The following is a 12,592-nucleotide window of genomic DNA, read 5'->3' as shown; positions in this document are numbered from 1 at the left end:
CCATGAAAACAATAAATCATTCAAAACGGGAATCGACTTTTTTGCGACGCCCGAGTATACTGAACTTTCTGAAAGTCGCCGTCATCTTTTTGATGATAGCTGGAATTCAGACACAGGTTCAGGCACAGGAAACACAATATACAAAGCCTTTATGGTGGTTTGGTGTAGCTGGTGGCGCAAACCTTAATTTCTACAACGGATCAACACAGGAACTGAATGCAGATCTGACCGTCCCGACAACCTTTCACGAAGGTATGGGCCTGGGCCTGTTTGCAGCACCCATGATTGAAATTTATCGTCCGGGAACACTCTTCGGATTCATGATTCAAGCTGGCTGGGACAGTCGTAAAGGTACATTCGAACAGGTAAGCACCCCGTGCAATTGCCCGGCTGACTTAAATGCAAAAATTACCTACATCACTGTTGAACCCAGTTTAAAGTTCGCACCGTTCAAATCAGGTTTTTATCTTTTTGGCGGACCACGCTTTGCTTTTAATCAAAACAAATCGTTTACCTATAGTTTGGGTATCAACCCGGCTTATCCTACTCAGGAACAAAGACCCGATGTGGAAGGTGATTTCAGCAATATGAACACAAGCCTTGTGTCGGCGCAAATCGGTGCAGGATGGGATATTCCGCTTACATCAGACATGAGTCGTACGCAGCTGGTGATTTCACCATTCGTGTCGTTTCATCCTTATTTCGGACAGGATCCCCGTTCCATCGAGACATGGAATGTGACTACAATCAGAGCCGGTGCTGCCATCAAAATCGGAAGAGGTCATGCTATCAAGGACAAAATAGAAAAAGTGTCTGATGATCCTATTGTAACCACTCCAGTCGATGTGGAAGTTGTGACATCGGATGTTACTTTCTCTGTATATGCTCCCGAAAACATTCCTGAAAAACGCAGAGTGAAAGAGGTTTTCCCGATTCGTAATTATGTTTTCTTCGATATCGGATCAACTGAAATTCCTAACCGTTATGTGAAACTGAAAAAAGACGAGGTTAAAGATTTCAGAGAAGATCAGGTAGAACTGAATACTCCCGAAAACTATTCAGGTCGTTCGGAACGTCAGATGATTGTTTATTACAACATCCTCAATATTCTTGGCGATCGTATGTTGAAGAACCCTTCAACAACAATAAAATTGGTTGGTTCATCTGAAAAGGGTCCTGCCGATGGTCAAAAAATGGCCGAATCGGTGAAATCGTACCTTGTAGACGTATTTTCGATTGCTCCTGCACGAATTGCAACCGAAGGCCGCGACAAGCCTAAACTCCCTTCTGAACATGCCGGACAAACACAAGATGCAGAACTCATTCTTCAGGGCGACCGCAGGGTCTCTATCGAAAGCAGTTCCCCGGTTTTGCTTCTGGAATTCCAGAGCGGACCCGATGCTCCCCTCAAACCAGTTGTTGTGAATGTTGTTGAAGAAGCTCCTATCGACAGTTACGTTTCGCTCTATGCCAATGGCTCAAAAGAGGCCTATGAATCATGGTCTGCCGAAATTACTGATAGCAAGGGCAATGTTCAGAAATACGGTCCTTATACAGTCGAATATGTTACCATTCCGGGAAAAACCATCATGGGTGCCAACAAAGAAGGAACCTATAATGTGAAAATGATCGGAAAAACCAAAGACGGATTTGTTGTTCAGAAAGACACGACCGTTCATATGGTACTCTGGGCTCCGCCTGTCAATGCTGAAGTAATGCGATTCAGCGTGCTGTATGGTTTTGACGAATCGAAAGCCATTACCATGTACGAAAAATACATTACAGAAGTGATTGTACCCAAGATTCCACAAAATGGAACAGTGGCTATTCATGGTCATACCGATATGATTGGTGACGAGACTTACAATCAGAAGCTTTCGCTTGAGCGCGCAAACGATGTTAAAGGCATTATGCAAAAAGCACTTGCTGCAAGCAACCGCCGCGATGTAAAATTTGTTGTACTTGGAATGGGTGAAGACACTAACACTGCACCTTTCGACAACAAGTATCCTGAAGAGCGCTTCTACAACCGTACTGTAATCATAGATTTAATCCCATAACCCCACGGATAAATAGCATAATAGTAGTTTTAAGAAATTCCACTTAATTATTTATAAAAAGCTGTCTGAATATATCGGGCAGCTTTTTTTTTGAATGATGGGGCGGTCTCAAAATTATAAATCGTTTCGATATTCCATCGTCCGCCAGCTGGCGGATATGGAATCGTCGAAATGGCCTCAAAAACAACGATTCCGGCACAAACGACTCTTTCATGTCCTTCATTGCATTCCGGACTATTGAAGGTTGGTTCGCTTGATGAAGTTGTTGTTTTTGCTTCAGAAGTCACTTTTGAGACAGTCACAATAGTGGAGCAATTGTGTGAATGATGTAACAAAAGTGCATAGTTGTGTAATGCTTTTTTACCCATATCGACGCACCTTTGTATTGTGAAAACACATTCACAAATGAAATTCAACAACAATGAAAAAATTAATTCTTTTAAGTTCAGTATTCGTATTCATGTTTGGTTTTGGCCAGGCGCAGGAATCGAGCATTGATAAGCGAAGCAGTCTTACATTTGGCGCAAAAATAGGGCTCAATTATTCCAATGTTTATGACAGTGAGGGTGAGGAGTTCGACGCTGATGCAAAATTTGGTTTAGCAAGTGGTCTCTTCGTTTGTATTCCCGTGAGCGAATATTTAGGCATCCAGCCCGAAATACTTTTTTCACAGAAGGGTTTCAAAGCAACAGGAAGCGTATTGGGCAGTGAATACAGCTTCACACGCACAACAAACTATTTGGATATTCCACTTATGGTAGCATTCAGACCGAGCGAATTCTTTTCAATCGTTGCCGGACCACAGTATTCTTATCTTCTGAGCAGGAAAGATGTTTTTCACACAAGCACCATGACCATTGAGCAGGAAGAAGAATTCGAAAACGATAATATCCGCAAAAATACATTCTGCGTCACAGGCGGTGTAGATATCACTATCAGTCATATTGTATTGGGAGCCAGAGTTGGCTGGGATTTGTTCAACAACAACGGTGACGGAACATCAACAACCCCACGTTACAAAAATGTTTGGTATCAGGCAACTATTGGATACCGCTTCTAACACCTTTAGCCACACTCTTTGCGATGCAGTTTGATACTGCGTCGCAAGGTTTTCGGCTCAAAGTTTAAACAACGATAAAGAAAAATCCGGTAACAAAACTCACAAAAAAATATTTATCAAATGGGAAATCTACTGTATATAATCGCCGTAATTCTGATCATTGCCTGGGCTGTTGGATATCTTGGCTATAACACCGGAGGCATTATTCACATTCTTCTGGTAATTGCTGCTATCGCAGTTTTATTGCGGCTTATCAGAGGGTCTGACAGACTTTAAAAATTTCGAAAATTCAAGAATTAAAAAAACAAACACACAAAAAATCAAAAATCATGGAAACTGGAAAAGTTATTTTAGGCGTTGTGGCTGGTATAGCCGTTGGCGCACTCATCGGTATTTTAGTTGCTCCGCAAAAAGGTGAAAAAACCCGCGGGCAGATTGCAGACAAAGGCAACGATTTGGTCGATGCCATTCAGGAAAAGCTGACTGCAATGTTCGAAGGCATTTCGAAAAAGCTCAGCGTTGTTGAGGATGAAGAGGAAACCGAAAAAGAAAATGTTGTAGAGAAAGCACATAAGAAAGCATAGCTTACTGTTTATTTAAGTTGCAGCATGCAAGGAGGACAATATGAAAGAAAATGAAAAAGACATTAATTGTGAAAAAAAAGATGGAACGACGCTTAACATAAGTGCGATTTTCGATAAACTTACGGATCTCGGTAAGGCCCGTCTGGAGCTTGCCCGTCTGAAAGGCATCGATACCGCAACGGAAATAGCATCCTCCTCTGCCGCAAGTATTGTTTTCCTTGCTTTATGCTGTTTTGTTTTCCTGCTGCTGAACATTGGAGCAGCACTGTATATTGGAACTGTTGTGGAAAGCATGTACTTAGGTTTCATTGTTCTTGCAGGTTTCTACAGCTTTGCTGCCATTATTTATCAGCTTGCATTCAATAAACTGATTAAAAAAGTTATTCGTAATTTTTTTATTAAACAACTAATGTGATGAAAGAAACTCTTATAACATCGCCGGCTACAGAACTGAAGGAGGCAATAAAACTTCAGCAGGAAACATTGCTGCAGGCAAAGGCTCTGTTTAACGAGGAACTGGTTATTGCAACAGACGCAGTTATGTCGGGCGATTTCATTAAAGACAAATTAAAAAGTGTTTTGTCGCCGGTTGGCATATTGGGTAATCTTGCGGGTGCTGTCACAGGAGTGATTGCAGGTTCTTTGGTCAAAAAAGTCGTTGCCGGTCCTCAGGCGGGCACACTGCGAAAAGTCGTGGGGCTTGTTTTACAAATTGCTGCAACCAAGGGAATCGGCAATATTATTTCAAACCTGATAAAAAAGAAAGAAAGCAAAATGTGACAACAACGAAGTCGAAAATTAGTTTCACCTACAGGACCGGTATTTTTATTATCGGTCTTGTGGCGTTGCTGGCATTGCTCTACGTTGCAAGAGGCATCATTGTTCCGTTCATTTTTGCAGTAATTATTGCCATTGTTCTGCACCCGGTGGTGCAGTTTTTTGTCAGAAGAAAATTGAACAGAGTGATTTCCATTATTATCACTTTGCTTCTTTCATTTCTGATCATCGCATTCCTTGGAATATTGATTGCATCGCAGGTTGCGCGCTTGAGTGAGTCATGGCCATTGCTGATAGAAAAACTGACCTTAGCATCGGAAGATTTCATAGTTTGGCTGGCAGGATATCTTGATATCAACCAACAAAGTATTCGTACATGGCTGGCAGAATTCAAAACCGACCTTTTGGGGTTGAGCGGTTCAGCATTCAGCCAAACGATGGTGGGTATCGGAAACAGCATCGTGGTGATTCTTCTGATTCCTGTGTATGTATTTATGCTGCTTTTTTATCAGCCCATCCTGATTGAATTTATTCGCAGGCTTTTCGGCAGTGACAACAAAAGCAAAGTGAACGAAATTATCACTCAGATAAAAACGGTCATACAACAATATCTTGTTGGTCTTGCCCTGGAAATACTGATTGTTGCAACGCTCGAAATAATTGCACTGTTGTTACTCGGAATCGAATATGCTTTACTGCTGGGAATAATTGGCGCATTGCTCAATCTCATTCCATATATCGGAGGATTAGTTGCTGTTGCTTTGCCAATGATGGTTGCTCTGGTAACCAAAACATCGCCCTGGTATGCCGTTTATGTCATGGTAATTTATTATGTCATTCAGCTGATTGACAACAATTATATAGTTCCGAGAATAGTTGCATCAAAAGTGAAAATCAATGCGCTGTTTTCAATTATCGCCGTTTTGGTTGGAAACATTATCTGGGGTGTCCCGGGTATGTTTCTGTCGATTCCTTTACTGGCGATTATAAAATTGATATGCGATCATATTGAATCGCTGAAACCATGGGGATTTCTGTTAGGGGACACCATGCCCCCAATCTTTAAAAAAATTAAAAAATCAAGCAAATGATAGAAGTAAAAAAAGAAGGAATCCTGCTGAAAAAGTCAGGCCTTGAATTTGAAAACGAAGGCGTTCTTAATCCTGCCATTATGCAGGATGGAAACACAATACACATGTTTTACCGGGCGGTGCAAAATGGGAATTTTTCAACGATTGGCTATTGCAAACTTGATGGCCCGACGACTATTCGCGAACGGAGCGATAAACCCATTATTGTGGCTGAAGCCGACTATGAATCTCATGGTGTTGAAGATGCGCGGATATCAAAAATTGATGATCTGTATTATCTGACTTACACGGCGTATGATGGAGTGAATGCACAGGGAGCTTTGGCCACTTCAACCGATCTTATACATTTTGAAAAGAAAGGGATTATTGTTGCACCGGTTTCATATGTCGAATTTGTGTTTCTGCTTGAATCGGCGCCGCGCGTGAATAAAAAGTATTACCGAAACCATTTGTTTTATTATCAGGCCGACAATATCAAAACAAAAATTCTGCTGTGGGATAAAAACGTTATTTTTTTCCCGCGCAGAATCAACAATAAACTATGTTTTCTTCATCGTGTCAGACCCGGAATTCAATTGGTGTGCGTGGACGATTTAAGCGAGCTCACCCACGAGTGGTGGGCGCAGTATTACAGGACATTGCCAGATCATATTGTTATGGATCCTCGCCACAAACACGAATCTCGATATATCGGAGGCGGCTGTCCGCCTATCGAAACAGAAAAAGGATGGTTGTTGATTTATCACGGAGTGGAAAAAACGAGCCGGGGATTTGTGTATTCGGCCTGTGCTGCTTTGCTCGATTTGGAGGATCCCTCTAAAGAACTTTCACGACTTCCATATCCCTTGTTTTCTCCGCAGTACGATTGGGAATTAAATGGAATAATAAACAACGTGGTGTTTCCAACTGGTACTGCATTGTTTGACGATACGCTGTATATTTATTATGGTGCAGCAGACGAACAAATCGGATGCGCCTCATTAAGTCTGTCTGCTTTGCTCAACGAATTATCGATTAATAATAAGTGCAATGAAAAAAAGTAACCTAGTACGCAATGCCTTTTCAGTGCCGTTCAATGAAGTGGCAAAAGCAATTCCTGTCAGCAACATTTATTCTGAACAAATTTCGGGGGGCAATAAAAGCCTGAAGAAAAATGCGACACCTGAAATTCTTTTCATTACATCATATCCGCCTCGTGAATGTGGCATTGCAACCTATTCGCAGGATCTGATTGATGCTGTTCAGAATAAATTCGGAAAGTCTTTTAAGGTGAAAGTCTGTGCACTCGAAACAACCGATGAAAAGTTTGATTATCCCGAAATAGTAAGCGGCGTTTTCGATACTTCGAAACCAGTTGAATTTACTGTTACTGCTTATAAAATCAACAAAAACACAAATATTAAAATCGTAGTTATTCAGCATGAATTTGGTTTTTACAATCTGAATGAAGGCAATGATTTTTTGAGTTTTATCGATCAGATAAATGCACCGGTCATTATCGTTTTTCATACTGTATTGCCTGCTCCTGATGATCGCCTGAAAAACATGGTGAATGCAATGGCCGCCGCCAGCAAAGCCATCGTTGTGATGACTGAAACTTCGCGGGGAGTGCTTGAGCAGGACTACGGCATTGAGAAATCGAAAATCGAAGTGATTGCTCATGGAACGCATTTGGTTTCGAACAGCAGCAAAACAATGTTGAAAAAGAAATATGGATTGACAGGTCGAAAAGTGCTCTCAACTTTTGGATTGCTAAGTGCAGGCAAAAGCATAGAAACCACATTGGATGCGCTTCCAGCGATAGTTGAAATTCATCCGGATGTTATGTTTCTTATTATCGGAAAAACCCATCCTGGTGTAGTTAAGCATGAAGGCGAAAAATACAGGGAAATGCTACTTCAAAAAGTAGAATCACTGCACCTTGAAAAACATGTAACGTTCATCAATCAATATTTATCCCTGACGGTATTGCTCGAATATTTGCGATTGACCGATATTTATCTGTTTACATCCAAAGATCCCAATCAGTCAGTGAGTGGAACATTTTCGTACGCCATGAGTTGCGGCTGTCCTGTTATTTCAACGCCTATTCCGCAGGCGCGCGAAATGCTGGCAGAATATCCCGATTTACTAATTGGTTTTCAGCAACCAACTCAGCTGGCAGCCAGTGTTATCAAATTATTTAAAAGTGATTCGCATCGCGAAAGAATCAGTACGGAAATGCTGCATAAAATTGCCCCTACTGCATGGGAAAATTCAGCCATTGCGCATGCTCAGCTGTTTAAAAAAATAATGGTGAATAAATTTGTTCTGGATTACAACATCCCGGATGTAAATCTTCGACATATAAAACAAATGACAACTGCTTTCGGCATGCTGCAGTTTTCGAAAATCAACAGGCCCGATACTTCATCCGGCTACACACTCGACGATAATGCACGCGCAATGATTGTCATTTGCAAACACTATGAATTAACCAGGGATCGGACTGATCTTGTTCTCCTGAATACCTATCTGAATTTTATTCAATATTGTCTGCAACCCGACGGAACTTTTCTGAATTATGTTGATAAGCATAAACAGTTTACAACTCAAAACGAAAACGAAAATCTCGAAGATGCCAATGGCAGAGCAAACTGGGCGCTTGGATATCTGATTTCGAACAAAGACATTTTGCCTCTCGAAATGATCAAAAAAGCAGAAGAAATTTTCGGAATATCGATGCAGAATGCAATTGAAATGTTTTCTACAAGAGCCATGGCTTTTAATATAAAGGGCTTATACTATTTCGATCTGAAGCATGGGTCAACCCCGGCGAAACGAATCATTAAAATACTTGCCGAACGACTAGCTGACATGTATGAATTTGAATCGGACAAGGAGTGGGCATGGTTCGAAAGTTATCTTACCTATGCCAACAGTATTTTGCCCGAAGCCATGATTATGGCCTGGCAAAGTGTGAAGGAACCTAAATATCAGCGCATCGCAAAAGAATCGTTTGATTTTCTGATTTCCAAAACGACAGAGGGCGACATGATGAAAGTTATTTCCAACAAAGGTTGGCTGAAAAAGGGCGGGGAATCTCAATCTTCTGGCGAACAACCCATAGATGTTGCCTATACGATACTTGCCTTGCAATCATTCGACGATATTTATAACGATGAGGATTTTAAAACCCGGATTTACAAAACAAATCAATGGTTTCTTGGCAACAACCATCTTAATCAAATTATGTACAATCCCTGTACAGGGGGGTGTTACGACGGACTGGAAGAAAATCAGGTCAACCTGAACCAAGGCGCCGAATCAACGATAAGCTATCTGCTTGCGCGATTGACAATTGAAAAAATCCGAAAGAATAAAGAGCTGCTGTTGTATCAAGCTCAAATTAAAAATGAAAGCGTTTATCAGCCAGAATCGACTGAAAAACTATTTCAGCAATCGCTGCCGAAAAATATATTGCTTACTTGATTTCAATTCGGACTCACTCTTTCAAGAATCCCTTCACGCCTGCGTTTTGTCAGATCATCCTGCCGGTGGAAAAACAATAATGAATTCAGTCCCTTTCGCAGATCTTTTTACCTCGATGGTTCCGTTGATTTGTTCTGTAAGAATGCTGACCAGTTGAAGTCCCAGACTTTTGGTGTTGCGTATATCAAACCCTTCGGGCAATCCTTTTCCATTGTCTTTGATGGAATAAACCAGATTTTTTTCATCCTTTTTGGTGAGTTTGATTTCAATAAGTCCCATTGTACCCGGATCGAAGGCATATTTGAATGAATTCGTAACTATTTCGTTTGTAATAAGCCCGATCGCAATGATGGTGTCAATATCAACTTTAAAGGACTTGCCGGTTATTTTACATTGAATGTTTTCGTTGGGTGATTTGTAAATGGAAGTAAGAAATTCAAAAAGATTTTTGATGTAATCTATCAGATCAATATTTGAGAAATCGGTGGTTTCGTATAGCTTTTCGTGCACCAGTGCCATTGTTTTGATTCGCGTTTGACTGTCGCGCAGAATACGTCTTGTGTGTTCATCTCTCACCGAAGACAGTTGCAGGTTCAGAATACTGACGATCACCTGCATGTTGTTTTTCACCCGGTGGTGAATTTCCTGCAGCAACACTTCTTTTTCCTGCAACTGGTGTTTGATTAATTCTTCTGCTTTTACACGTTCCGAAATTTCCACAACGAGTTCTTCGTTCTTTCTTGCAAGCTCAGTGGTACGTTGCGCCACCTTTTCTTCCAGAGTCTGGTTCAGTCGTATAATTTCTTCTTCAATGGCTTTTTGTTTACTGATGTCCATTACGGCAGCACTGAGTCCGAATATGTTCCCATTTTCATCAAACAATGGTGTATATGCTCCATAAATGTGGGTCGCAATTCCTTTCTCCAATTCAAGCAGATCAGTTACCTCAACTGCTTTTTTTGATTCAATACATTGATCAACCAACAGCTTATGTCTTTGATATAAGTCAGGTGGAAAAAATTCGCTGTAGTTGTGATTTTCAATCTGGTCTAACGGCAGTTTGAATGTTTGCGAATAAAACTTATTTGCAATGAAATATTTGCCATCAAGATCAATAGCAGCGAGCCACATGGGAAGAGCATCAATCATAGATCGAAGCAACATCCGACTTCGCTGTAATTCGAGTTCGATTTTTTTTCGTTCGGTAATATCCTGCATTGTTCCTATGATGTGTGCTGAAGTCACAGGTCTGTCAGGATCACAAAAACAATTTACAAACACATATTTCACTCTCCCATCTGGCATCAGAAGCCGGTGTTCGAAATGGCTCTCCTTTATTTTTTTTAATGTTTTGAAATATTCGTGTTCAACTTTTTCTTTATCGTCTGGATGCATTCTTTCAATGAACGAATCAAACAATGAAACAGATGCACTGGGATCGATTTCAAAAATAGAATACATTTCGTCGGACCAAATTATCTCGTTCGTTGCTGGCACATGTTCCCAGTTTCCGAGTTTGGCCACATGCTGAGCTTCTTTCAGTTGTTTTTCACTGCGCAGAATTTCCTGTTCAATTTTTTTTCGTTCGGTGATGTCGTTAATAACTGCAATTCTTGCACTTCTGTTATTGTATCTGATGTCGTGTGAAGTGGCCAGAATGTCAATCAGTGTTCCGTCAGATTTCAGGTGGCGCCATTCTCCTGCATATTCGTGTCCCTGAATTCTGTGTGCAAGCTCAGTAATTGGCTTTTTATCTTTTTCCGGATACAAATCTGTAAGGTGCATCTGAGAAATCTGTTCAGCGGTATAGCCATAGAGCTTCAGAAATGACTCATTAACCGAAATCATTTTCAAAGTACCTCTTTCGTAAATCAGCATCGGGAGCGGGTTGTGCTCAAACAACAGACGATACTTTGCTTCAGACTCACGAAGTGTTATTTCATTGTTTTTAATTTCAGAAATATCGAGCAGCGACGCAACACTTCTTTTTGAGCCAGGGATGATATCAACCGTCAAAAGAATATACTTTTCAACACCATTTCTATCGACAAACCTGAATTCATATGATTTCAACGCAGCTTCATTTTTCAACCGACGCAGCATATGTTGCTCTTCCATCTTCACCAAATCATCCCATGCAACAAATTCTTTCCAGCTTTTGATATTTTCAATTTCTTTTCTGGTGAATCCGGAGAGTTCTTCAAATTTTGAATTAGCCAATGAAATTATTGTGTCTTCTTCAATAATAACAGCCGCTGTTCCCGTGTTTTCAAATATGGCTTTATATCGTAGTTCAGATTCTTTAATCTGCAACTCTGTGCTTTTAATATCCGTTATATCATGAAAGAAAATTGAAATGCCGTTTTCTGTAGGATAAATGCGGTTTTCAAACCATTTGTCCAAAGGCGGATAATACTCCTCCATACTTACAGGCACCCGTTGCTTCATGACCTTTTCATAGTTCTTTTGAAAGGGTTGCCCTACGCCTTCCGGAAACACAGTCCATATATGTTTGCCGGTTAACCATTGCGGATCTTTTCCGAAAATTTCACCGGCCTTTTGATTGACGTAAGTGTAAAACCAGTCTGTATCAATCGAAACGAATGCATCCGACATCGATTCCAAAACGTCGACCAGATGATCGTGTTCTGCTTTTAGCGTGTCGTTGGCCGTTTTTGCGTCTGTAATATTGCGCGATGTCATCGCTATACTGGTCGAACTGCCATCATTCTCCAAAACGGGGGAGATAAATATTTCAAACCATTTACCGTTGAAAGTGTCGACAAAGCTGACAGGTATTTTGGTTTTTATAACCTGCCTGATTTTTTTGAGTCGTGAGTCAAATATATCTTTAGGCAGAATTTCGATGGCGCTGTGTCCGATTATTTCATCGGGTTGTTTGTCCCATCTTTCCAGAAACGATTTGTTGCCGTCCAGAAAAACACCATCGCTGTTGATGATAGCAAGAGCATCGGGCGAAGAATCCAGGATGGCCCGTAACTGCGCATTGGTTTTGTTTTTTTCGGTTTCAATCGCTTTTTTTGCCGAGGTGTCTCTGACAACTGCTATGTAATTAAATTTCCCATCGATCTCTGCATAGGTTAGCGCAACTTCAGCCCAGAAATGGCTCCCATCCAGTTTTTTCGCAAGCCATTCAAACACACATTTGCCCTCTTTGCGCGCTGTTTCACTATATGCGTTTATTGCAGCTTCGTCGTAGGGAGCTTTCAGGACACTGAGATCGGCAGGATCCAGATCCTTCACCATATCTTTCGGGCAGCCATATAATTCGCAGGCACATTGATTCGCATACACATATTTGCCGGAATTTATATCAAGAACCATTATGCCGTCGTAAATTGAATCCAGCATTTGTTGAATTGAATCCGCAGTGTACATGTCTGACATTGGCTTTTTGTTTTAGTTACAACTTTGCAGATCTTTGTTCTTACATCTTTTTCCACTTTCCGGGAGCCGGTTTTAATAGGTAAAAATAAGCCGGACTTCGACAGGTGGTGGTTTTCAGTTAACGAAGATAATATCAAATGA

At 40.9% G+C, this 12,592-nt stretch carries 10 protein-coding genes; 8 read left to right on the top strand and 2 right to left on the bottom strand.

The annotated features are described in order from the left end of the window. Positions 1-2: 2 nt before the first annotated feature. On the top strand, positions 3-2,060 hold the full coding sequence (locus tag A2W93_08110) for a flagellar motor protein MotB (protein OFY55577.1): 2,058 nt from the start codon (positions 3-5) through the stop codon (positions 2,058-2,060). Positions 2,061-2,107: 47 nt separating this feature from the next. Here the strand turns inward: A2W93_08110 and A2W93_08105 are convergent, their stop codons facing one another. Further along, on the bottom strand, positions 2,108-2,428 hold the full coding sequence (locus A2W93_08105) for a hypothetical protein (GenBank protein OFY55576.1): 321 nt from the start codon (positions 2,426-2,428) through the stop codon (positions 2,108-2,110). A gap of 92 nt (positions 2,429-2,520) precedes the next feature. Here A2W93_08105 and A2W93_08100 point away from each other — a divergent pair, with 92 nt between their 5' ends. The 7 genes from A2W93_08100 to A2W93_08070 all read left to right on the top strand — a co-directional run bounded on the left by A2W93_08100 (position 2,521) and on the right by A2W93_08070 (position 9,043). Then, positions 2,521-3,120 carry a hypothetical protein gene (locus A2W93_08100; GenBank protein OFY55575.1) on the top strand — a complete coding sequence of 200 codons (600 nt, stop codon included), beginning with the start codon at positions 2,521-2,523 and terminating at the stop codon, positions 3,118-3,120. Between the two features lie 329 nt (positions 3,121-3,449). After that, positions 3,450-3,704, top strand: coding sequence for a hypothetical protein (locus A2W93_08095; protein ID OFY55574.1), 255 nt, complete (start codon positions 3,450-3,452; stop codon positions 3,702-3,704). Positions 3,705-3,810: 106 nt separating this feature from the next. Next, positions 3,811-4,119, top strand: a complete 309-nt coding sequence (locus A2W93_08090; protein ID OFY55623.1) for a hypothetical protein — start codon at positions 3,811-3,813, stop codon at positions 4,117-4,119. After that, positions 4,119-4,484, top strand: coding sequence for a hypothetical protein (locus tag A2W93_08085; GenBank protein OFY55573.1), 366 nt, complete (start codon positions 4,119-4,121; stop codon positions 4,482-4,484). Before A2W93_08090 ends, A2W93_08085 begins: the two co-directional genes overlap by 1 nt. Next, positions 4,481-5,572 (top strand): AI-2E family transporter, encoded by a 1,092-nt coding sequence (locus tag A2W93_08080; protein OFY55572.1) that lies wholly within the window; start codon positions 4,481-4,483, stop codon positions 5,570-5,572. The genes A2W93_08085 and A2W93_08080 overlap by 4 nt, the downstream gene beginning before the upstream one ends. After that, a complete protein-coding gene (locus tag A2W93_08075) occupies positions 5,569-6,615 on the top strand; it encodes a pesticidal protein Cry7Aa (GenBank protein ID OFY55571.1) in 1,047 nt (348 codons plus the stop codon). The genes A2W93_08080 and A2W93_08075 overlap by 4 nt, the downstream gene beginning before the upstream one ends. Further along, positions 6,602-9,043 (top strand): mannosyltransferase, encoded by a 2,442-nt coding sequence (locus A2W93_08070; GenBank protein OFY55570.1) that lies wholly within the window; start codon positions 6,602-6,604, stop codon positions 9,041-9,043. The genes A2W93_08075 and A2W93_08070 overlap by 14 nt, the downstream gene beginning before the upstream one ends. Positions 9,044-9,097: 54 nt before the next feature. Here the strand turns inward: A2W93_08070 and A2W93_08065 are convergent, their stop codons facing one another. Next, positions 9,098-12,451, bottom strand: coding sequence for a hypothetical protein (locus A2W93_08065; GenBank protein ID OFY55569.1), 3,354 nt, complete (start codon positions 12,449-12,451; stop codon positions 9,098-9,100). Between the last annotated feature and the right edge of the window lie 141 nt (positions 12,452-12,592).

The organism is Bacteroidetes bacterium GWF2_43_63, assembly GCA_001769275.1.
In the GTDB taxonomy this organism is placed as follows: domain Bacteria; phylum Bacteroidota; class Bacteroidia; order Bacteroidales; family DTU049; genus GWF2-43-63.
Note: the sequence above shows the minus strand (reverse complement) of the source record. Positions and strands in the feature narration are given on the sequence as shown.